23 protein-coding genes are annotated in these 21,109 nt (G+C 39.0%); 10 read left to right on the forward strand and 13 right to left on the reverse strand.

Translation table 11 applies throughout. The features are described from left to right. Window positions 1-45: 45 nt before the first annotated feature. Window positions 46-756 carry a flavodoxin family protein gene (locus CHB71_RS04815; protein WP_089355769.1) on the reverse strand — a complete coding sequence of 237 codons (711 nt, stop codon included), beginning with the start codon at window positions 754-756 and terminating at the stop codon, window positions 46-48. 73 nt (window positions 757-829) lie between these two features. On the opposite strand from CHB71_RS04815, the gene CHB71_RS04820 reads away from it, so the two are divergent. After that, window positions 830-1,774: an ABC transporter ATP-binding protein gene (locus CHB71_RS04820; protein ID WP_089355770.1), complete on the forward strand. Its 945-nt coding sequence runs from the start codon at window positions 830-832 to the stop codon at window positions 1,772-1,774. On the opposite strand, the gene CHB71_RS04825 is transcribed toward CHB71_RS04820, so the two are convergent. The 5 genes from CHB71_RS04825 to CHB71_RS04845 all read right to left on the reverse strand — a co-directional run bounded on the left by CHB71_RS04825 (window position 1,755) and on the right by CHB71_RS04845 (window position 5,691). After that, complete coding sequence (locus CHB71_RS04825; protein WP_089355771.1) at window positions 1,755-2,429, reverse strand: LytR/AlgR family response regulator transcription factor; 675 nt, start codon at window positions 2,427-2,429, stop codon at window positions 1,755-1,757. The genes CHB71_RS04820 and CHB71_RS04825 overlap by 20 nt on opposite strands. Next, a complete protein-coding gene (locus CHB71_RS04830) occupies window positions 2,426-3,457 on the reverse strand; it encodes a sensor histidine kinase (protein ID WP_089355772.1) in 1,032 nt (343 codons plus the stop codon). The genes CHB71_RS04825 and CHB71_RS04830 overlap by 4 nt, the downstream gene beginning before the upstream one ends. Before the next feature lie 178 nt (window positions 3,458-3,635). Further along, window positions 3,636-4,814, reverse strand: coding sequence for an acyltransferase family protein (locus tag CHB71_RS04835; protein WP_089355773.1), 1,179 nt, complete (start codon window positions 4,812-4,814; stop codon window positions 3,636-3,638). 330 nt (window positions 4,815-5,144) lie between these two features. Beyond that, complete coding sequence (locus tag CHB71_RS04840) at window positions 5,145-5,399, reverse strand: DUF6952 family protein (protein WP_089355774.1); 255 nt, start codon at window positions 5,397-5,399, stop codon at window positions 5,145-5,147. After that, complete coding sequence (locus CHB71_RS04845) at window positions 5,380-5,691, reverse strand: thioredoxin family protein (protein WP_089355775.1); 312 nt, start codon at window positions 5,689-5,691, stop codon at window positions 5,380-5,382. The genes CHB71_RS04840 and CHB71_RS04845 overlap by 20 nt, the downstream gene beginning before the upstream one ends. Before the next feature lie 80 nt (window positions 5,692-5,771). On the opposite strand from CHB71_RS04845, the gene CHB71_RS04850 reads away from it, so the two are divergent. After that, window positions 5,772-6,713 (forward strand): hydrogen peroxide-inducible genes activator, encoded by a 942-nt coding sequence (locus CHB71_RS04850; protein WP_179213308.1) that lies wholly within the window; start codon window positions 5,772-5,774, stop codon window positions 6,711-6,713. Here the strand turns inward: CHB71_RS04850 and CHB71_RS04855 are convergent, their stop codons facing one another. Beyond that, window positions 6,714-7,220 (reverse strand): exonuclease domain-containing protein, encoded by a 507-nt coding sequence (locus CHB71_RS04855; protein ID WP_089355777.1) that lies wholly within the window; start codon window positions 7,218-7,220, stop codon window positions 6,714-6,716. Between the two features lie 261 nt (window positions 7,221-7,481). Between CHB71_RS04855 and CHB71_RS04860 the strand changes: the two genes are divergently transcribed. Further along, window positions 7,482-9,251, forward strand: a complete 1,770-nt coding sequence (locus tag CHB71_RS04860) for an ATP-binding protein (protein WP_179213309.1) — start codon at window positions 7,482-7,484, stop codon at window positions 9,249-9,251. Between the two features lies 1 nt (window position 9,252). Here CHB71_RS04860 and CHB71_RS04865 read toward each other — a convergent pair whose 3' ends face one another. Both CHB71_RS04865 and trpF read right to left on the reverse strand, forming a co-directional pair. Further along, complete coding sequence (locus CHB71_RS04865) at window positions 9,253-10,044, reverse strand: hypothetical protein (protein WP_089355779.1); 792 nt, start codon at window positions 10,042-10,044, stop codon at window positions 9,253-9,255. 27 nt (window positions 10,045-10,071) lie between these two features. Beyond that, complete coding sequence (trpF, locus tag CHB71_RS04870; RefSeq protein WP_179213310.1) at window positions 10,072-10,677, reverse strand: phosphoribosylanthranilate isomerase; 606 nt, start codon at window positions 10,675-10,677, stop codon at window positions 10,072-10,074. 88 nt (window positions 10,678-10,765) lie between these two features. Between trpF and CHB71_RS04875 the strand changes: the two genes are divergently transcribed. The 5 genes from CHB71_RS04875 to CHB71_RS04895 all read left to right on the forward strand — a co-directional run bounded on the left by CHB71_RS04875 (window position 10,766) and on the right by CHB71_RS04895 (window position 16,046). Further along, a complete protein-coding gene (locus CHB71_RS04875; protein WP_089355781.1) occupies window positions 10,766-11,080 on the forward strand; it encodes a thioredoxin family protein in 315 nt (104 codons plus the stop codon). Beyond that, a complete protein-coding gene (locus CHB71_RS04880; protein WP_089355782.1) occupies window positions 11,081-11,323 on the forward strand; it encodes a DUF6952 family protein in 243 nt (80 codons plus the stop codon). 70 nt (window positions 11,324-11,393) lie between these two features. Further along, window positions 11,394-13,799: an alpha-amylase family glycosyl hydrolase gene (locus tag CHB71_RS04885; RefSeq protein WP_089355783.1), complete on the forward strand. Its 2,406-nt coding sequence runs from the start codon at window positions 11,394-11,396 to the stop codon at window positions 13,797-13,799. Between the two features lie 129 nt (window positions 13,800-13,928). Next, entirely contained in the window at window positions 13,929-14,900 is a 972-nt protein-coding gene (gene arsM / locus CHB71_RS04890; RefSeq protein ID WP_089355784.1) for an arsenosugar biosynthesis arsenite methyltransferase ArsM, read from the forward strand. Between the two features lie 18 nt (window positions 14,901-14,918). Beyond that, a complete protein-coding gene (locus tag CHB71_RS04895; protein WP_089355785.1) occupies window positions 14,919-16,046 on the forward strand; it encodes an MBOAT family O-acyltransferase in 1,128 nt (375 codons plus the stop codon). On the opposite strand, the gene CHB71_RS18790 is transcribed toward CHB71_RS04895, so the two are convergent. Next, window positions 16,020-16,247, reverse strand: coding sequence for a hypothetical protein (locus CHB71_RS18790; protein ID WP_179213311.1), 228 nt, complete (start codon window positions 16,245-16,247; stop codon window positions 16,020-16,022). The genes CHB71_RS04895 and CHB71_RS18790 overlap by 27 nt on opposite strands. A gap of 414 nt (window positions 16,248-16,661) precedes the next feature. Here CHB71_RS18790 and CHB71_RS04900 point away from each other — a divergent pair, with 414 nt between their 5' ends. Then, a complete protein-coding gene (locus CHB71_RS04900; protein WP_089355786.1) occupies window positions 16,662-17,408 on the forward strand; it encodes an SOS response-associated peptidase in 747 nt (248 codons plus the stop codon). 105 nt (window positions 17,409-17,513) lie between these two features. Here the strand turns inward: CHB71_RS04900 and greB are convergent, their stop codons facing one another. Together greB and CHB71_RS19075 are read right to left on the reverse strand one after the other, a co-directional pair. Next, window positions 17,514-18,029, reverse strand: a complete 516-nt coding sequence (gene greB, locus CHB71_RS04905) for a transcription elongation factor GreB (RefSeq protein ID WP_089355787.1) — start codon at window positions 18,027-18,029, stop codon at window positions 17,514-17,516. Between the two features lie 110 nt (window positions 18,030-18,139). Continuing rightward, entirely contained in the window at window positions 18,140-18,271 is a 132-nt protein-coding gene (locus CHB71_RS19075; protein ID WP_262485919.1) for a hypothetical protein, read from the reverse strand. Window positions 18,272-18,455: 184 nt separating this feature from the next. Here CHB71_RS19075 and CHB71_RS04910 point away from each other — a divergent pair, with 184 nt between their 5' ends. Further along, entirely contained in the window at window positions 18,456-19,691 is a 1,236-nt protein-coding gene (locus tag CHB71_RS04910; RefSeq protein ID WP_089355788.1) for a Kelch repeat-containing protein, read from the forward strand. Window positions 19,692-20,016: 325 nt separating this feature from the next. On the opposite strand, the gene CHB71_RS04915 is transcribed toward CHB71_RS04910, so the two are convergent. Further along, window positions 20,017-21,045, reverse strand: a complete 1,029-nt coding sequence (locus tag CHB71_RS04915) for a LacI family DNA-binding transcriptional regulator (RefSeq protein ID WP_089355789.1) — start codon at window positions 21,043-21,045, stop codon at window positions 20,017-20,019. Window positions 21,046-21,109: the final 64 nt, after the last annotated feature.

Here is a 21,109-nt window from a genome sequence, read left to right on the forward strand (position 1 = left end):
GCCGAGGTAAGTTCAGTATTTAAGTAAATTCTAAAATATAATAGATTATCTATACTCCGGATTCTCAAAATTCCATCGAGTGCCATCATCCCAGTCTTTCCTACTATTTCCATAAGTTGGATACCCATCATTCTCTTTCAACATCTTGGCGAGATGCATGAGGTTATAGGTCATGAATGTCGTATTCCGATTCGTAAAAGCATTTTCATACGCTTTTGCTTCTTTATCCATGTAACTAGGTCCCGGACCGGCTTCACCGATCCATCCACAATCAGCTTGCGGCGGTATAGAATAGCCTAAGTGCTGTAGGGCATATAGCATGCTCATGGCACAGTGCTTTATCCCATCTTCATTGCCGGTGATCACACATCCACCGACTTTCCCATAGTAGATGTATTGGCCTTTATCGTTTTGCTTTCCACTCATTCCATACAGTCGCTCGATCAGCTTAGTGGCTACAGAAGATTTTTCACCTAGCCAGATAGGCGTTCCAATGATCAAAATATCTGCTTTCATCACCATATCATAAATTCCTGGAAATTCATCCGAGTCATATCCATGTTCAGTCATGTCAGGGTAGACGCCATAAGGCACCTCATGGTCTACAAACCGAAGGTACTCTACCGAGACTCGCTCTTTCTCCATGATATCCATGGATACCTGCATCAGGCCTTGTGTATGGCTTTGACGTGGCGATTTTTTAAGGGTGCAATTGACGAAAAGTGCAGTTAGGGAGGAGAAATCAGGCTTGCTCATGTTTTGATTAAGATAAAATGTGATCTTTGCGCTTCATTTATAAACTGATTGGTCAGATCAGTGTTATTAAATCGTGTCCTTTCTAAAGTTACAAAATATACAGAAGAGCTACTCTCAGGAGAGAAAAGCATTTGCTTGCCCATCCCTCGAAATCAGTAAAGGTGGGAAGGTTGGGATCGCTGGAGAAACCGGATCCGGTAAGTCAACGCTTTTGAAAATCATTGCAGGACTGGAAAAGCCGGATGAGGGAGAGGTATTCATGGATAATGAATCCGTTTATCCAAAACTCGACCGATTAATTCCTGGTCATCCGGAGATTGCCTATTTGTCTCAATCATTCGAGTTACCCAAATTCATTAAAGTAATCGAGTTTCTTCACTCAAGTTCAATCGAGGAAGAAAGGTTTGATCAGATTACAAGACTTTGCCGGGTAAAAGGGCTACTGGATAAAGACACATTCGCTTTATCGGGAGGGGAGCGACAAAGAGTAGCATTGGCGAAAGTGATCCTAAAAGAACCCGTTGTACTCTTATTAGATGAGCCGTATTCCAACCTGGACCCTCATCACGAGCGAATCATCAAGGAGGTGATTAGGGACATCAGTAAGGAAACTGATGCAACCATCCTTATGGTTTCACACGACCCTTCGGATCTGCTGCCCTGGGCGGATAAAGTACTTATCCTAAAGGATGGAGAGATCGCTCAAATCGGCGCACCTAAGGAAGTGTACTATAAGCCGGTCAATGAATATACAGCAGGGCTTTTTGGTGATTTTCAAAAGCTGGATGGAAGTAAATGGTCATCATTAAAGCAGGATTTGATCGTAAGACCAGAGCAGCTCACACTTAATAATCACGGCAAGACAGGAGAAGTGCAGGCAGTTTATTTTCATGGAAACCATGAGCTAATTGAGGTGAAAACAGACAATGAAACCATCCAGGCACTAGCTTCTCCCGGCACCTATCAAAAAGGTGACAAAGTTGGTGTAAGTATAAAACTTAGCGATTATCCAAAATAGCGTTAAGCGCCTGATCGCGGTAGGTTCTACTTACAGGAAGTTTACTATCCTTAATAATTACCTGATTGCCTTCCAGTGCATTCACATGATTCTTATTGATCACATACTGTTTATGAATCTGTACAAATGACGATGGCAGGCTGTCCACGACCGATTTAAGTGTAGTATGAGTAATTAGTCTGGTTTCTTTGAGTTGCAGGATCACATAGTTCTGCATGGATTCCAGAAATAAAATGTCCTCATATCGGACTTTTTCCATTCGTTTGTCGGTCTTTACAAAGAAGGAATCCTGACTGCCCTGAAATAGCATTTTTGCCTTTTCTGTTGCTTTTAAAAAACGATCAAAAGAGATAGGCTTCATGAGGTAATCCACCACATCCAATTCAAAGCCTTCCAAAGCATACTGATCATAGGCAGTTGTGAAAATTACTTTGGGCGGATTCTTGAGACTCTTCACAAAATCAAGACCGGTCAGGTGCGGCATTTGAATGTCAAGGAATAATAGATCAGGTTTAAGTTCTTCCAATTCATGTAGTAGGTCCAATGCAGAGCTAAAGGAGCCTATATGGGTGAGGTAGGGTATTTTTACCAAGTACCCTTCGATTCCGGACCTTGCAAGAGGCTCATCATCTACGATGCAACATTTGATGGTCATTGGATAGGTAGTTTAAGCACAACTTCAAAAGTATGTTCTCTATCGAGAATCTCTAAGTCATAATTTTGATGATAGAGTAAGTCAAGTCTTCTTCGAAGGTTATTCAATCCAATTCCGGATCGACTGGCATCATCCGTTTTTACTGCCCTCTTAGAATTAAAAACAGTAAACACCACATATCCGCTTTCTTCTTTCAGTTTTATTTCAATTAATGGTTTCGATCCTTCTACATACTTAAAAGCGTTCTCTACAAGTGGAATGATTAGGTGGGGATAGATTTTGCCTTTGATTTCTTTTAGATCCATTCTAAGCTGCATTCGATCGTCCTTTCGTACTTTGTGCACTTCTGAATAGAGTTTGATGAATTCTATTTCTTTTGAAATATCCACTAATTTCTGCTGGTCCTGGTATAAGCTGTATCGAAGCAATTCCGAGAGTTTTTCTACACTTTTCTTAGCCTCAGGTACACTTTGATCCATCTGGAAATAAATATTGTTTAATCCATTGAAAAGGAAGTGCGGGCTGAACTGCTCTTTCAGAAAATTTAATTCTGAGTTTAATCGATCATTCTCAATTTGTTGCAACTTGATCTTACTCTGGACGAAAGCCTGAACATAGAAATTCCCTCGACGAATAGTAAAGTAGAGTACAATGTAAAGTGTTGGAATTATATTGATCTGAACAAAATCACTCAGAGAAAGGCCGTCATCAGTTACAGCTGCCATGGGAATTATGGTGCAATTGACTACCAAAAGAGCTACTCCAATGACATTGAGTAATTCCTTGCTGAAACGTTTGAGTGTAATCTCAGAGGCATCATTGATAAAGTACTTTCTTTCCTGTCTTTTTATGATGGATGTAAAAAGATAGCCTACAAGAATGACCCCAAAAATTTCAATGATATTGACATAGAGAGGCCGTTCCCAGAACTTAAAGCCCTTGCCCATGGTATCATTCACCACGCGCAAGGTGCCATAAATAATGAATCCGTATAGGGCAGGAAATATCTTAGGCCACAGGTTTTTCATTTATGTTTTAGTAAAATAAATTTCTTGAATTCAATAACCTAAAACCTGTCTTTTCGACGATAGGAGAAATCTTTATTATTAGGTAAGAAATCCTTTGAATAGTAGACCGTCTTACATTGAACATAGATATCTCATTGCATTCGATATGACAGGTTTTTGTTCTTTTTGGGTCAAATAATCAGGCAGCTTTAAACTCTGCTCGCTCTTCCAATTTAGTAAAGTCTTTTTGTTTCTCCTTTTTCGGAAGCTCTTTCACTCCAAAAAGGAAACGCATTATCCGAAAAGGACGAATGAAGTATTCATATCCTGCAACGGATAGAATAAAACTAATTGTGCTTACAAATAAGTACTTCGCCAAAATCCCTTCATCTACTAACGTGACGATGTAATATCCAATGATGATAATGATGGTCTGGTGCAGAATATAAAATGGATATATCGCACGGTTTGCATATGCCAAAATAGGGTGAGGCTTATTCAAATACCTTTTACCAAGTGAAAGCATCGACAATAGCCACAGCCAGCCGGAAACAGCTAATAGTATCAGGTAAAGTGTTTCACTAATACCTTCCAACTCAACTCTGTTCCATCGAAAGTAATTCAGAATGATCGTACTATGAAGAGCCAACCCTACCAGGTTTCGAGTGTCTGATTCAATGCGCTTCCACATGGCAGGAGTGATTCCGGCAAAGTATCCGGCAAGAAAAAAACTGCCCCAATAAGTCATCCAGCCCCAGTCTCCAATTAGCGCATTTGTGCGGTTGGTATATACAGTGAAAGTCACATAAATAAGGACCGTTGGTACTATTAGTAATACATATGAAATCCACGAATGCTTTTCGATGAGTCGATTAAGGTAGTTTTTAACTTTGTCTTTTCTAAGCCACAAGAATAGAGGAAGCAAAACAGCTGAATAGATAAACAAGTACAAAACAAACCACATGTGGTGCCAGGACAGATTACCCTCAGGGTAAGGTGTCATTTCAAAGATGGTAGGCCAGAAAGAAGCATAACTCATCGTTGCACCATTAAATAATCGTTCAAAAAATACTTGAGGGGGTACAATGACAATCATTGCAAAGATCAATGGAACCATCAGTCGGTTGTTTCTTTCTTTCAGGTACTTCCATGGTGATCGCTTTCTAAGTGCGAGATATGTGCCATAACCGGAAATAAAGAATAGAAGAGGCATTCTGAATCTGCTGAGCCAGAAATTAAATTCCAGCCACAAATAGCTGAGTTCGTCATTTTTAATGTGCCAGTCCCACTCAGCGGTAAAGATCATCGCTGTGTGGAAGTACAATACCAGGATAATCGCAATCACCCTAAGCCAGTCAATGTCGTGTCGTCGTTCCATAATTTTTGAGTTTTATGGAATCGAAAGTGATGTGATCTAAATAGGTGATGAAATTTAGTTGACGACTGACAGGATTCTGTTGATGACCCGCATAGAAAAGTGGGAGTCTCAAAAGTTGGATGACATTACAAATAGTATAATTCGCTATGAAAATTACCTTAATTAAACACCCCTATAATCCCCTCAAGGGGATATTCCCCCTTTGAATAGGCGAGTATTTATAGCCCATGTAGTCGTCTAACCACTTTGAGTGGTGGGACGACTGAGTATTGTCATGCTGAATTTATTTCTGCAACTGCAAGATTACGGATGTATATAAATAAGGAACAATCAGTTGATTGATCCCATTACACGCTCCATGAATTCGTTCATAGCTTCTTTCTTAGGTTTGCCTTCCTTAATGGCTTTTGCCACTTCAAGAGAGCCATAGAAATTGGACAGTAACTCACCAATGACGTCCAGCTCCTCATCTTTAATACCCTTGGCTTCAGCCATGTGTTCCAGCAGTTCAACAGCCTCTACCACATAATCCTCATCATTCTGCTCGATGAAATCAAGGGTATGCTTAATTATTGGTAATCGCATCTAGTATTTCTTTTATGTTGTCCTCTTTATTTCCGGCGTTGCTTGCAACCAGCTGACCACCTTTAAATCCGGCAAATGTTGGAAGGTTTTTGACTTCTGCCAATGCACGGGAGTTTGGTAGTTTTTCAGCATCTACATAGATAAATTTCACTCCCTCATTTTCACCTGCCAATCTTCTGAATTTTGGTTTTACCAATCGGCAATTCCCACACCACGCTGCTCCGTATTGTACAATTACCTGATCGTTTTCCTCGATCACATTTGCTAAGTTATCTTCTGTTAAATCTATCATTGCGTTATTGTTTATTTGAATTTGACGCGAAGTTGTGATATGATATATTTATGACTTTAATAAGGTTATTAAATATTCTTATGAATCTACAGCAACTGGAGTACGCGCTGACATTGGAGCGACTAGGATCTTTCACTCATGCCGCAAAGTCACTGGGAATGACCCAACCGGCGCTTAGTCTTCAAATCAAAAACCTGGAGAATGAAATCGGGATATCCCTTTTTGACCGCTCCAAATCGAAAATAGAGCCTACTGAACAAGGACTCAAGTTTCTTTTACGTGCCGGTGAGATCGTTTCAGCTAGTAAGCAATTGAAAGCTTATGCCATTAGCCTGGGCAATGAATTTGAAGGCGTACTCAAATTAGGTGTGATCCCCACGCTTTCTCCATTCCTTATTCCAATGTTTATCGATGACTTCACCAATAAATACCCGGCAATTACCATAGAGGTGCATGAGCAGCTGACGGAGCAAATCCTCCATCAAATCAGACTTGGTGAACTTGATGGCGGGATCATTTCCACACCCATAGAGCGACAAGGAATTGCAGTGAACCCGCTATTTTATGAGTCATTCTTTCTCTACAAGAATGATGAGTTGTTTGAGTCATCAGAAAGCTACAGCATTTCCAATATTGAAATAGAAAACTTGTGGTTGTTGGAGGAAGGTAACTGCTTTAGAGATCAGGTAAATGATATCTGTTCATACAAAAACATTAAATCTACTACCAAGCTAAAGTATCTGTGCAGCAGTATTGACTCATTGATTCGAATGGTTGATCATTATGGAGGAGCTACCATTCTTCCGGAATTGACCACTCTGAGTCTCGAATCTGATCAGGAAAAGCACCTGGCTGTTTTAGACGATAAAATCAGGGAAATTGGCTTTGTCAGCAGAAAACTTAGTGGAAAAGAACATCTTTTTGATGCTTTAATAAACACGATCAAAGAAAGCATACCCGCTCGAATGAAAGATAGAGGTGGGAGAGAGGTGGTAGATCCGGGGATTACCGTTGATTGGTGATTAAAACAAAGTGCCCGTCTTTGGTAAGGCCTGACGTCTCAGGTGCATCAAATAAAGCTGAGCGCATGCATGAGCATCGCTGTAAGCATCATGATGATTGAGTTGGATCTTGTACTTTTTACTCAGATAGGCAAGTCCTCGCCTGTAAATAACTCGCGTGCATCGTACTTCAAAATCTGGTTGGACGATATCATAGTATGCCAGGCTGTTCCTTAGGCAGTTGACATCAAAATTGGCATTATGAGCCACGACCACCTGATCTTCAATTAAATGCCTAAAGTCAAACCACACTTCTTCAAAAAGTGGTGCGTCTGCTGTGTCCTCCGGTTTTATACCATGAACCTCGATATTCTTATAGAAGTATTCATTCTTTGGGGGTTGAATCAGTCTATTTACTTTTTCAACAATCTCCCCGTTCTCCATTCGCACGATCCCTACCTGGCAAACACTCGCCGGGTTCCACGTAGCTGTTTCGAAATCAAGTGCTGAGTAAGACTCCAGAGGCATGGGATAAAACTAATCAATGATACGCAAGCATATCAGTGCCAGTATCGAATATTCAGGTTAATATTTTTCAAATTCATTGCATTCTTTGCGCCTTTCTGATTCAATTGGATATCAGCGATACAATTTATTCCATTTTATCCTTGATTAGCATTACTTCATCTAACAAGAACTAACATTCGTAGTTTTATAGGTTTATATGTCGGATTATGGCTTAATCCTTTCATGCATGACCTATATTTTTGGTACAATCAATCAGCACAAATGCGAAAGCAATTCATTTTGATCTTTTTACTTGTAATGGGTTTCCAGACAGGTTACGCCAATGGAGATAGCTGGAATAAAATAGTGAGCGAAGGCAAGGGAGTGGTTAAGTTTTACTGGTATCCCAACAATGTCATCATTGCAAATTCAAGGGATATTATAGATGGCATAGAGCATGACCTGGCTGTTTCTTTTGTATCATACCTTGAAGCTATGTATAACGTTGACATTGAGCTACAGTGGATTGAAACCAAAAGCTTTGACGAGGTAATGAATACAGTAAAAGATGGCTCTGGAGGCACATTCGGAGCTTCTTCCATATCTATTACTCCTAATAGAAGTAGGGTTTATAATTTCACTGAACCATACATGGCAGATGTTGCCGTTTTGGTATCTAATGCCAGCATGCCTATTGCGCTATCAGAAAGTCAACTTGCTAGTATTTTGAAAGAAAGCTCTGCCGTTTCAATTCGGAATACTACCCTGGTGGAATCGCTTCAAAAGCTGAAAGGTCAACTTGACATAACGTTTGATATTAGGTATGTCAAAAACAGTGGGAACATTATTGATTATATAAATGATAACCCCAACACATTTGGTTATGTGGATATAGCAAATTTTTTGGTGGCGATAGAAAGTAGCTCTAATGTTAAAAGACAGTTTCTTTTTCCTGTGAAACTTGAAGGACTGGCAATGGTTTTTCCTAAAAATAGTGATTGGACTATTCCGGTGAACGACTACTTCAATAGTGCCCGGTTCCAGGAGGACCGACAAGAAATCATCACCAAGTTTCTGGGATCCAATGCAACCGAAATCATCAACCGAATCTCTAAGACGGCAGAAATGGGACCTCTCGAAGAGATAGTGCTTTCTAATAGGGAAAAGGAAGCCCAGTACGAAATGCTTTTAGAAGCCGCCCGAAAAGATCAGGAATCAACTAAACTTACTACAATACTCAGTTCCATAATTGCGGTTGCTTTGGTGGTGATTCTGTTAGTTTTTTTACTCTATAAGATTAAATCTCGGAATAATGAGCAGCTCTTGGAACAACAAAAGATGATTGAGGAACGAAATAGTCAACTACGCTCAATCAATGAGGAAAAGAACAACCTTATTCAGGTATTAGCTCACGACCTTAGATCACCCATATCAAATATTTTAAATGGCTCACAGATTATCCAGGAGAGAGAAAATCTCTCTGACGATGGAAGTAAAATCATTGGGTTCATTATTCAGTCATCGGAAAAACTAAATAAGCTCATTGATAAAATACTGGATGTAGATGCTATAGAAACTGGTCGTCATAATGTCCAGTTGGAATCATTTCCTATCCATCAGATTATTTCAAGAGCCCTGGAGGACAATTCAGCGAAAGCAAAAACCAAGAACATCACTCTTTCAGAGGATATTTCTACCGACTTGAATGTGAAAGCGGACAAAGTTTATACCACTCAGGTTATAGATAACTTATTATCAAATGCAATCAAGTACAGTGATGAAGAAACTACTGTCGAAATAAGCGCAATGATTGTCAATGATATGATAAGAATTTCAGTAAAAGACCAAGGACCTGGCTTATCAGAGGACGACCAGAAGAAAATATTCAGGAAGTATCAACGATTGAGTGCCAAACCAACAAAAGGCGAAGAGTCTTTAGGCTTGGGTCTTTCTATTGTCAAGCTCTTTACGGAACGAATGGGAGGGTTTGTTACATTCGATACAAAGTTAGGACAAGGCACTACCTTTCATGTCTCACTAAGAAAGGGTTGACTTAATTTTCTGTTATTTCAATTTGATCGCACGTACCAACAAAAGGAACACCTTCCGTATAGAAGGCATATGTAATCAAGCCAACATAAACTTCCGAACCGAATGTTGGAGCTTCACCAGGCATATTGCCGGTACCATTGTATAATATCCATTCATCTTGTTGGTTAGCAAGGTTTAAGTTGGGAGTTTGCCAGGATACCGTGATCGTTCGATCTTCATTGCCTACGATACGAATATCAGCTCGTCCCTCTGATACTGTGTTGGCTCCAATGTCATTCACCGACGAAGATCCATTTAAGGTGTTCTTACCTTCAATTGTAAAGCCGGTATTTCCTCTGTGACCAACTACCACATGAGCAGAATTGGGATCTGATAGCTCAAGGACATGTACTTGAACTCCGGCAAAATTGTACTGCTCACCTTCATGAGCAGGAGCAATTTGAGAATCAGTTAAGGTTCCTATACCAATATTTCTTGCAATAAACTCAAAAGGAAAGCTTACACGTTTAGCATCTAGTCTTCCTTGTTCTTCATTAAAATGCAAGGTTTGATTTTGTGAATTTTCAGTTAATTCAGCTTTATAACGGCCTTCAAAGCGTTGAACATTAGGCAGAGCAGAAGCATTGTTTGTTGTATAATCTATTAAATCACCTGATCCATCAAACGTATCAATGAAGGTGTCGTCATTCGTATCAATTGGATCGTCATCGGGTAAAGCATCATCTCCATCATTGCTTGAGCATGAAAACAATATTGCAATCAAAATGAAGAGCGATAAAAGTGTGCGCAGCATGGTAGTAACGTTTTGTTGATTTTAAAGTTAATCTTCTTCTATCAACTCTAAAACGTCCATAATCTGTCCATAGTCTTTATATCCCGGTCGATCTTCTTCAGTAGCTTCAAGTGCGAGCCCGGGATAGTTGCCCATGTTCTTATCCTCTGCTATTCCGTACCCTTTCAGAAGTTTAAGGTTCCCGTTGTAGTATCCAATTTGACTATCAATCTGATCGGTAAGAGTAGAATTACTGGATTGAACTACCACCATTTTCACCAGTTCATCCAAATAACTAAGATTCGATTTTAACTTGGATAATTCATTTTCATCTTCAATTGAAAGCCTGAATATGATAGGTTTTCCAAGAAGGTGAACCTGCTCGACCAAATCCAACGAATGAATTTCTACATAATCAACAGGATATTTTTTGACTGACTCTTTTATTTGATTCAGGTCTGCTCCATGAAATTCTCCCGCAAACTTAACGCCAGCGACCCATTCGGTTATTTCCTTAAAATCCTCTTCACTTACCTGTGAATCTGATGTCGGGTCAATATTAAACCCAAGTACATCAACCATCATTCCTGCACAATAACGAGCATCGGATAGGTTGCTAATGTTGCTGATTTTAACGAAAGTTTTGAGCGCCATGGTCTGAAATGATTTTCTCTCGCAAAGAAAGCCAACACTTCGAAACATTTTGAATTAATTTGCTGTTTTGCATCAAAAACATTCAAGAATGGCAGTAGAGCTTAAGACAGACGAAAATTTTCAGGATACGCTAAAAAGCAATGATAAAGTGGTTGTAAAATACTTTGCAGACTGGTGTGGAAGCTGTCGTTTATTTGCACCAAAGTTTCGCAGGCTTTCTGAAGATGATCGCTTCTCTGATGTTACGTTTTTAGATGTTAATGCGGAAAATAGCCCTGAAGCAAGGAAGCTTGCTGGCGTTACTAATTTGCCATATTTTGCAGCTTTCAAAAATGGTGAACTAGTGGGTGGACAAGCCACCAGTAAAGAAGATTCTGTCGTTGACCTAATAAGCGAACTTTAAATGAAAATACCAGCCATAAAACAGCTTGTAGAGCAGTACACAAAAGAAGATTTGGAAAATGCTGAGGCTGCAATAGCCGCTGAGCAACAGCCAAACATTGAAATTCCGGGTGATGACGAAGGAGAACAATTGACGCATGCATATGCTGCGATACAGATTATGCAAAGCATGGAAGAAAACGGAGTTGATTTCAAAACAGCATTACGTGAGTACACCGGAAGAGTGAGAAACTCAATTTCTTGATCGGAATCGTTTGCGTGGAAAAGCAGTTCACCAAGATGTTTCAGTAGGTGTGTGTCGCTATTTTTGACTAATGCGAACACCCCTCATCATTTTCTTCTTATTATCCTTCTTTGCCATTCAAGCCCAAAGTGTCTCAATCACTTTTGAGGTTAATATGTCCTACCAAATACAGCAGGCGAATTTTGACCCTGAAAATGAATTTGTAGACATAGCTGGAACCTTCAATGAATGGGGTTCAACACTGAATAAACTGAATGATTCTGACGGTGATAGTATTTGGTCAGTTACTATTCAAGGATTTAGCAACGGACAAAACATAGAGTTTAAGTTTAGATACAATGGACAATGGGATGATCGGGAAGAATTTCCGGGAGCAGGCAATAACCGAACCCACATTGTCGGCTCAAGCGACGAAACACTTTCATTCTGGTATAACGATGAAGAACCTGCAACAGGTCCGGCGGTAGCTAATATCGGGTCATCATCTTCATTTACTTATGTAGGTGGATCCATCCTCTTTTCAGATGAATCAAAAGGTCAGATAGACGATGTAGAATGGGTTTTTGAGGGAGGTACACCCAACACCTCTGTGGAAAGTAATGTTTCTGTAACCTATGACACTCCAGGCACTTATGATGTCACACTTAGAGTATCCAATAGCTTTTCAGAAGATGAGAAAATCTTACAAGACTTTATTAAAGTAGAAGAGCAATCCACTGAAGATTTGGCTTGGTGGAACGAAACCACCTTCTATGAAATATTTGTTAGAAGTTTCTATGATAGTGATGGTGATGGAATAGGAGATTTTAACGGAATAACCGAAAAACTGGATTATCTAAATGATGGCGATCCTACAACTTCAACTGACTTAGGGGTAGAAGGTATTTGGTTAATGCCAATTCATGATTCTCCAAGTTATCACGGATACGATGTAAACGATTACCGATCCATTAATCCGGATTACGGTTCAATTGATGACTTCAAAAACTTCCTGGATGAAGCACATAAAAGAGGAATTAAAGTCATTATTGATTTAGTATTGAATCACTCATCCACAGAAACAGACTGGTTTAAGGAATCTCAATCTTCACCAAGTTCTGCTAAAAGAAACTGGTATCGCTGGTCTGACTCAAAACCCTCATATTCAGGGCCGTGGGGTCAGAATGTTTGGCATGGCAGTAGCAGTCCCTATTACTATGGATTGTTTTGGGGTGGTATGCCCGACCTGAATTATGAAGAACCTGCATTAAAGGAAGAGATGTTTGATATTACAAGATTTTGGCTGGAAGAAATTGGAATCGATGGTTATCGACTTGATGCAGTTAAATATATCTATGAAGATGGCAATCAGTTGGAAGACTTACCTGAAACGCATGCCTTTTGGAGAGAATGGGTTGCAATAACCAAACAATCCAATCCGGATGCCTTGTCTGTAGGAGAGGCATGGACAAGCACAGAAAAAGTAGTGCCTTATGTCGTAAATGATGGGTTAGATTTTTGTTTTGAATTTGATCTAAGTTCAGCGATGTTGAACAGTGTAAAAACCGGAGATGCTTACCATGTAAGCAATCAAATAAACAAAGTCATCAACAGCTATCCTTATTATCAATTTGCATCATTTGCCACTAATCACGATCAAAACAGAATCATGGATGAGTTGTCTTCTGATGAAGATAAGGTCAAGCTAATTGCAGCAACATACCTTACCTTACCGGGAGTGCCTTTTGTTTATTACGGTGAGGAGGTTGGAATGCTGGGAAGCAAGCCAGATGAAAATATCCGACGACCTATGTCCTGGAGCAATGCTTCTCATGCTGGTTTTTCAGAGAGCTCTCCATGGAATGCACCTTCTGATAACTATTCGACACATAATGTAGAAGTAGCAAAGCAGGATGGAAGCTCATTATTTAATTGGTACCGACGGTTAATTAATTTGAGGAACAATGAAGTGGCATTACAAAAAGGAGTGTACCGTGAAATTGTTACAAAAAATGCTTCAGTTTTGGCCTTCTGGAGGGAGTTTGAAGATGATCAATTATTGATAATGATTAACTATGGTGATACTCAAGCTACAGAAACGATTTCAACATCAGAATTAAATCCTATGGACGAAAATCAAGCAATGGTTGACTATTTAGATGCATCAACACGGATAGATGTGTCGAACATTTCAAGCTTTGATCTTAAACTTTCGGCCAATCAGGTACGAATTCTTCAACCTGGATCTCTCACTTTAAGCACGAAAGTGAGAGACAATCTAACTGTATTTCCAAATCCAACCTCTAATCAGTTGTATTTAGAAAACATTCAGGTGCCTTTTTACTATCAATTGATGGACATCAAGGGAAGGGTTATTAGAAGTGAATCAAACCAAACCAACCGGTTAATTGATGTCTCTGATCTTGCTACTGGTACGTATCTTCTCAAGCTAATTGACAGAGATAGTAAAAGCACAGTCAAGGTTCAAATAAATTGATTTGACGATCAGCCGACACTGACTTCAAGTTTTCCTTGTAAATCCACAAGCATACAATCTTTCGTATGATAATTAAACTAGTTTAGCTGGCGAGAATATTTAGCTCTCACGACATTACAAATAATTCCTATGGAAGCATATTTAGATACCACAAAAGACATTTATAAGAGAGCAGCAGAAACCCCAGATGTAGGGCTTTGCTGTACTACTACACCAATCTGGGCTTTCCCCGGACTTGATATCCCAAAGATCATGCAGCAGATGAATTACGGCTGTGGTAGTACGGTACACCCAAGAGACTTGATCAACGATCCAAAGATTTTATATGTTGGCGTAGGCGGAGGAATGGAACTGTTGCAGTTTTCGTACTTCAGCAGACAAAAAGAAGGTGTAGTAGGAGTAGACGTAGTAGATGAAATGCTTGAAGCATGTGAAAGGAATTTCAAGGAGGCAGAACAAACGAATGATTGGTTCCAATCGGATTTTGTCAGCTTGAGAAAAGGTGATGCACTTAACCTGCCAGTAGAGGATTCATCCATTGATGTAGCTGCCCAGAATTGTCTCTTCAACATCTTTCATGAAGAGGACTTAAAGAAAGCACTTAAGGAAATGTACAGGGTTCTGAAACCACATGGCAGATTGGTATTATCTGACCCGATCAGTGAGGATGTCATGCCTGAAAACCTTAAAAATGATCCTGAATTGAGGGGACTATGCCTAAGTGGCGCCCTTCCACTCAAGCAATACATTGACATGATTACTGAGGTTGGATTTGGAACAGTTGAAATAAGAGCCAAACGTCCTTATCGCATTCTCGATTCTAAACATTATGATACAGATCAGCCGATTCATATTGAAAGTGTAGAAGTATGCGCGATAAAAGATCCAATGCCGGAAGATGGTCCTTGTGTTTTCACAGGCCGTACAGCTATCTACACAGGAGACAAAGAATACTTTGATGATCACGCAGGGCATGTATTGATGTACAATCAACCATTATCTGTGTGCGATAAGACAGCCGGGAATTTGCAAGCAACAGGTAGTGAAGACATCTATGTTAGCGAGAGCACCTTCTTTTACGATGGGGGAGGTTGTTGTTAATTAAATAGTAACCACTAAATGCAAGTACTTCTAATTTATGTTCTAATTGGGGCAATAACAGTTGGTATTTATTGGGCAGTAAAGGAAGAACTTCAACCATTTGTCGTCATAGCTGGAAGTGTTGTTTTCTTTTCATTACATGATGTATTTTCCCTACTAATACTTGCAACAACGAGTATCATTACATTTTACCTGTTAAGACGAGGATCAGGAAGGAATTTCTATTTCAGCTTAAGTTTCATTCTTCTTAGCTTCCTGTTTATCATTTTCAAGGTTGGCGTAACAATTGAAGAAGGCTCCTTCAGTGCATCTCTTCCGCTTGGGATGTCTTTCTATCTTTTTCGGTTACTTCATTATGCCATTGAATCATTCAAGGGGAATTTGCGAAATACAGACCTGAAGTCATTCATGACCTTCATGTTTTTTCTTCCGGTAATGATTATTGGCCCAATCATCAGACTTGGAGACTGGTCCAAAGAAATGAAACGAAGGAGATGGAATCCCGAGCTGTTTTCCAATGGAATGGAACGGATTCTGTTTGGGTTTTTAAAAATTACCTTCCTTGGAAACTTCTTAGTAAATGCAAAACTTTCCACTTTCATTCGATCTTTTGAAGATGAGCAATCCTGGATTGTAAACTATTTAGAGTGCTTTCAATACACAGCAAATTCATATCTGCAGTTTGCAGGTTATTCAGATATTGCAGTTGGTCTATCAATGCTTTTTGGTATCCGTATTATGGAAAACTTCCGTTTCCCTTTTCTGGCTACTGATATTAATGATTTTTGGAAAAGGTGGCATATATCCCTTTCTAATTGGTGTAGAGATTATATTTTTATGCCCGTCGCTTCGTTTTCAAGGCTTACATGGCTTGCCATTATTGCATCTATGCTTGTGCTTGGACTTTGGCATGAATTATCAGTGCGATACATTCTCTGGGGATCGTTTCATGGGGTAGGAATTGTAATTTGGAACTTGCAGGATAAGTATTTTGGCAGAAAACTATCTGATGGAGCAATGAAGATTTATTCAATATTTGGAAGAATAATCACACTTCATTTCGTCATTTTTAGCTTTGCCTTTGTGAAGGAAGAATCAGTCAGCGAATCTTTTAGAATTTTATTGATACTTGTTGGACTTGACTAAATGACTATTTACACGTTTTTCACACGCTTCTTTAACAAAAAGATTGCCGGTTTTCTGACGGCAATCACATACCTGATTATGTTGCTTATCATCTGGTATTTTATAGGTGTTGAAGAAGGTGATTTCAGGTATTTGAATTATTAATAGGCAATATTCTAAAAACAGTTGCAGTATTTCTACTTTGCCTATAATCACCTTCATGTTAATTGTTTTGTATATAAAATTGTCCTATCATCTTTAATCCCAAACAAGGTGATCAGCGTATTCTAAAGTATTAGAAAAGGTTAAAACTTCCGTTGCGTTAAATATTTCATTTGAATTTTAAAAGCCTGCAGAAGGTTCCTTGATTTCAATTTCTTCACTTTTCTAAATGAAAAGGTGATGAATAACAATCAGGTTAAATACCTTCTCGAATAAGGAAACACGGAAACACCATGCGGTAGTAAGGAATGTAACCAGGAAGGAAGGAGAGCAGCAAATAATCTCTCCGATTTTTAGAAACAATTGATTGTAGTTATGTGTTAATTCTGAAAGATAGAACCAAAAATCATAAGAGTGTGTTTGCATTAACTTCTAAGTAATTGTCAATCCGAATTGTCTAACTAACTTCGCATTGTGAGTCACGATATTTCCCATTCTACCAAAAATGCCAAACTATATGCCAAACGCTATGGAAACACAGATATGTGGGAAGAGGCGCTAGAAGAAAGCATTCCCTACTATCACGTTTCCGGAATGGATGAACCAGATCTTCCAGTCATACTGAACGAAGATCCTGAAAATGTCAATTTCGTGCATTGGCCATTTATGCCATTTGAATTTGCACCCAAGATTAATGGCAAGCCTATGAAAACCCTTCACGCGAGAGACGATAGGATTTTTACAGAAAAAAGTATTTATCGGGGTGCTGCAGAATCTAGAAGATGCCTGGTGATGCTGGATGGTTTTTTTGATGAGTATAAGAAGGGTGATAAGACATTCCCTTTCTATATCCAACTGAAAACCAAAGAACCCTTTATGGTTGGCGGATTGTGGCAAACATTTACAGATCCTGTCGATGAAGTGGAAACGAACACGGTAACATTGGTCACAGGACCTGCTAATAAGGAAGTAGCCTGGGTTCGTAATGAGGAGCCTTACACTCCTGAGTCCCGGATGATGTTCATCGTTGATAAAAAGGACGATGAAACCTGGTTACATGGAAGTCCGGAGGAAGCCAAAGCCTTGATCAAACCATTTCCCGACGGAAAGCTCGACTATTATCCATGTCAGCCACTGAAAACGGTCAAAAGACTGCACCGGTTTTATTTAGGAAATGTGCCCTCATTGCTAGAGAAAAGGCACTACAAGGAATTGGACTGATTCAATGAGTACGTGGCAAGCTACCTTGCTGCGCGGATAGCCCGACCAAGCTAGAAATTAGTTAAAAAATGATCCTGTAATAGTCTGAGATCTATTTTGGTTAACCTACTTCTGATACGCTATTTTAAGAATTTTCCATACAAAATCACCCATTTTGGTATTAACTACCACCTCATCTCCAACCGTTTTATTAAGCAACGATTTAGCCATGGGGGAGTCCATGGATATATAATCTTTATTACCGATGAGTTCTTCGTAACCTACAATCCGAAATCGCTTTTGAAGACCTTTCGCTTCGTTTTTGATTTCAACCCATGCACCAAACATCACTTTTCCCTCTTGATTTGGGTGGTAGTCTACAACTTTTAAGTTGTCAATACATTTACTCAGATAGCGTATGCGACTATCAATTTCTCGAAGACGCTTTTTGTTGTAATGGTAATCGGCATTTTCTGAACGATCTCCCAAACTTGCGGCCCATGAGACCTTCGCGGTAATGTCCGGACGTTCAACTCGCCACAAGTGATCGTGTTCGTCCCTTAACTTTTGCATGCCTTCGGGAGTAATCAATTGCGAGCGGATTATTTTGGGAAGTGTTGATTCTGGAATTTTTCGCCTCATAATCAATGATCTTGTTTTGAAAACGTTCGCAAGTTATATAATGATGGATCGTTTGTTTATGCAGAGCAATCCCGCCAGATCTTTATCCATTTACTAGATAGGCTTGAAGATTAAGAAACTACTTTTTTGATTTTATTAAGTGCAGCTCTTTTTTGACGTAGCTTCTCCTTTTGAGTGAGAGATCGCTCCAGTCGATCCTTTTTCAACTCATCAAATGAACTATATAATTGTATAGAAGCCATGGAGCAAATGTAATTACGAATAATAGGTATTCAAACGCAATTGTGTGTATGATGTTCTTTGTAGGAAATATCATATTAAATAGCAATATGAGGGGTAAGACCGAGACATGTAAGCTTATTGTAATAAATTTGTTTTAGGCAAATTGTTTTAAGATAAGTATCACATTAAATCACAACTACTGTTTTGAAAAACATTCTATTAATCTTCATTTTAATTTTAGTAATTCAAGGGTGTACCGATGATGAAGAGGTCATCTTCTCTCCTGAAATAACATTTATATCTCCTTTCATAACCCCTGAACAAATTGATGATTGGTTTGAAGTGAAATGCAATATTATTATAGAAGATGCCACCTCAGTTGAAGTATTGACGTCAGGCATTATTTTATCTAAGGAATCAAACCCTACAATCGAGGCTGATAATGTCATCATTTCGATAGATTCTAGTAACGTCAATAGAAAAATATCCGCTGGAACTACCATTGAAACTCGCGCTGAGAATTTAGACCTAAATTCAATATACTTTGTTAAAGTATTTGTCAAACTGGGCAATAATGAAGTTTTATACGGTCAAGAGTTTAGTATTACTACATCAAAAGGTGATTTCTGGGTCGAGCTAAATTATCCTGAGCAATATAAATACCTTGATAGACCAATAAGAGTTGCACATGAAGGTAAGTATTTCTATGGTATAGGAATGGATGATGGTGTGAACAGATCGTGGCATTCTTACAATACACAAAGTGGCATATGGACGGAGTTGAGCTCATATCCAGGTACCGGCGGATTTGACGGAACTGCATTTGTTATTAATGATAAAATATATGTAACTGCTTTTTCACACAGTAAGGAAACCTGGGAATACGATACTGAACTTGATCTATGGACTCAGAAAAGTGATTTACCTGTTATGGAATATGGAGGATTTTTCTCTTTTTCTTACAACAATGAAGGTTATGTTGGAGGGGGGTATGGCAACAACCAAGTTTGGAAATTTAATCCCTCCGATGAATCGAATGGTTCGGATGTAAGAGGAAATCCACTAGGAAAGTGGCATCAATTAGCGGATCATCCAAATTTTGAATTTTCCAGATCGCAAGGATTTGCTATGGGCAATAAAAAGTACGTTCTTAGTAAAAGCAGAATTTTCGAGTATGATATAGAAGGGGATGATTGGTCGTTGATTACAATCAGTCCATTTAATTTTGGATTACCATTTGGTATTGATAATACCATATATATCGTTGGCGAAAATGATGTGAGAACATATAATCTGGATTCTTCTGAATGGAGTACCCTGGGTTCATCGCCTTACAGTAATTATGTGAGGTTGGTATATGCTGATGCCTTTATTATTGGAGGTGCCGTATACATAGGGGATTTTGCCAGTTTTTATCGATACATTCCTTTAGTGGAGTGAACCTCAATAGTCTCAAAGTAAATCTGAATGCTAAATAGCAATATGATACGATATTCAATCGTTCATAGCTATTTATCCTACGCGGACTGAAATAATGTCTATTATTGGTAACACATAATGTGTTCGTTGATGGCCTGCGTTATGTCTGGCCCGACCGTAGCGTCGGGGTTAATATAGCTTTGGGTTCAGGGTGGGATTAATAGTTTAGGGGGATCGAGCACTCTTCCATCTTTTTAAGGCATGGGAGTGAGGTTGCTAAAAACTGAATGTATGCAGCTATCACACTAAATCCCTACTTAATTTGCAGGTAATACTTACTTAGTTCTTACGTGCTTCCTCTTTTGATCAAGTGGGTGTCAAGTACTATTTGTTTAGAACCAAACATGTGATTAGGATCCTTTTTTCTTAGTTCAATATCTTCAATAAGTAGCTTTGCTGCAGTTTCTCCAATTTCATATCCGGGTTGATGGATGGTGGTTAATGGTGGCTGTGAAACCTGTGCAATTTGAGAATCACTAAAACCAACAATTTTCATGTCTTCAGGGATATTCAATTTTGCATCCTTTAATGCATTCAGGGCACCAACACCCACCTGATCCGTAACTGCAAATATTCCATCTGGGGGTTTAGGTAGTTTTAATAACTCCTTACAAAATTGATACCCTTCATCATATACAACTTCTGTACATTCTTTAACTAGCGAAGGATCAAACACCATATTGGCTTCAATTAATGCCTTTTTATATCCTTCAAACCTTCCAATGGAATTCAAGGGTTTTTTGGGACCCCTGATGTGAGCGATCCGTTGACAACCCGAATCAATAAGATGCTTTGTTGCATTATAACCACCTAAGCAATCGTCAATGGTTACTTTATTGCAATGAAATTTATTGTCTACTTTGTCAAACATGACAACTGGAATATCATATTCTTTAAGAATGTCAAAGTGCTTTGTGCCCTTAGTTTCATTAGTTAATGAGACTAAAACTCCATCAACCTTGGTGCTAAATAATAAGTTCACCTGCTTCTTCTCCATTTCCAGCCTATTATTCGAAAGAGTTATAAGCACTCGATAGCCATTTGACTCAGCGTGGTTCATTATGCCATTGATTACACTAGAAAAGAAATAATGGACAATTTCAGGTATAATCAGTCCGATGGTCTTTGATCCCTTTCCTCGAAGTGCAACTGCTTGGGAGTCTGGTTGATAATTCAATTTTTTTGCTAATGCGTGAACCTTCTTTTTCGTATCCTCACTGATGTCGGGATAATCTTTTAATGCTTTGGATACCGTTGTAACGGTGATTCCAAGCTTTTCAGCAATGTCTTTGAGAGTAATTCTATGTTTAGTCATATATCGCTGTTCCGAAATTTACGGTAAAACCCACACATTGCTATTTAGAATGATTCTAAATTAA

This window comes from Ekhidna lutea, from assembly GCF_900188325.1.
In the GTDB taxonomy this organism is placed as follows: Bacteria; Bacteroidota; Bacteroidia; order Cytophagales; family Cyclobacteriaceae; genus Ekhidna; species Ekhidna lutea.

Excerpts from the sequence above, each read along its gene's own strand:
- CHB71_RS04815 (WP_089355769.1), bottom strand. The coding sequence starts at position 756 with ATGAGCAAGCCTGATTTCTCCTCCCTAACTGCACTTTTCGTCAATTGC.
- CHB71_RS04825 (WP_089355771.1), bottom strand. The coding sequence starts at position 2,429 with ATGACCATCAAATGTTGCATCGTAGATGATGAGCCTCTTGCAAGGTCC.
- CHB71_RS04830 (WP_089355772.1), bottom strand. The coding sequence starts at position 3,457 with ATGAAAAACCTGTGGCCTAAGATATTTCCTGCCCTATACGGATTCATT.
- CHB71_RS04835 (WP_089355773.1), bottom strand. The coding sequence starts at position 4,814 with ATGGAACGACGACACGACATTGACTGGCTTAGGGTGATTGCGATTATC.
- CHB71_RS04840 (WP_089355774.1), bottom strand. The coding sequence starts at position 5,399 with ATGCGATTACCAATAATTAAGCATACCCTTGATTTCATCGAGCAGAAT.
- CHB71_RS04845 (WP_089355775.1), bottom strand. The coding sequence starts at position 5,691 with ATGATAGATTTAACAGAAGATAACTTAGCAAATGTGATCGAGGAAAAC.
- CHB71_RS04850 (WP_179213308.1), top strand. The coding sequence starts at position 5,772 with ATGAATCTACAGCAACTGGAGTACGCGCTGACATTGGAGCGACTAGGA.
- CHB71_RS04855 (WP_089355777.1), bottom strand. The coding sequence starts at position 7,220 with ATGCCTCTGGAGTCTTACTCAGCACTTGATTTCGAAACAGCTACGTGG.
- CHB71_RS04860 (WP_179213309.1), top strand. The coding sequence starts at position 7,482 with ATGCGAAAGCAATTCATTTTGATCTTTTTACTTGTAATGGGTTTCCAG.
- CHB71_RS04865 (WP_089355779.1), bottom strand. The coding sequence starts at position 10,044 with ATGCTGCGCACACTTTTATCGCTCTTCATTTTGATTGCAATATTGTTT.
- trpF (WP_179213310.1), bottom strand. The coding sequence starts at position 10,677 with ATGGCGCTCAAAACTTTCGTTAAAATCAGCAACATTAGCAACCTATCC.
- CHB71_RS04875 (WP_089355781.1), top strand. The coding sequence starts at position 10,766 with ATGGCAGTAGAGCTTAAGACAGACGAAAATTTTCAGGATACGCTAAAA.
- CHB71_RS04880 (WP_089355782.1), top strand. The coding sequence starts at position 11,081 with ATGAAAATACCAGCCATAAAACAGCTTGTAGAGCAGTACACAAAAGAA.
- CHB71_RS04885 (WP_089355783.1), top strand. The coding sequence starts at position 11,394 with ATGCGAACACCCCTCATCATTTTCTTCTTATTATCCTTCTTTGCCATT.
- arsM (WP_089355784.1), top strand. The coding sequence starts at position 13,929 with ATGGAAGCATATTTAGATACCACAAAAGACATTTATAAGAGAGCAGCA.
- CHB71_RS04895 (WP_089355785.1), top strand. The coding sequence starts at position 14,919 with ATGCAAGTACTTCTAATTTATGTTCTAATTGGGGCAATAACAGTTGGT.
- CHB71_RS18790 (WP_179213311.1), bottom strand. The coding sequence starts at position 16,247 with ATGAAGGTGATTATAGGCAAAGTAGAAATACTGCAACTGTTTTTAGAA.
- greB (WP_089355787.1), bottom strand. The coding sequence starts at position 18,029 with ATGAGGCGAAAAATTCCAGAATCAACACTTCCCAAAATAATCCGCTCG.
- CHB71_RS19075 (WP_262485919.1), bottom strand. The coding sequence starts at position 18,271 with ATGGCTTCTATACAATTATATAGTTCATTTGATGAGTTGAAAAAGGAT.
- CHB71_RS04915 (WP_089355789.1), bottom strand. The coding sequence starts at position 21,045 with ATGACTAAACATAGAATTACTCTCAAAGACATTGCTGAAAAGCTTGGA.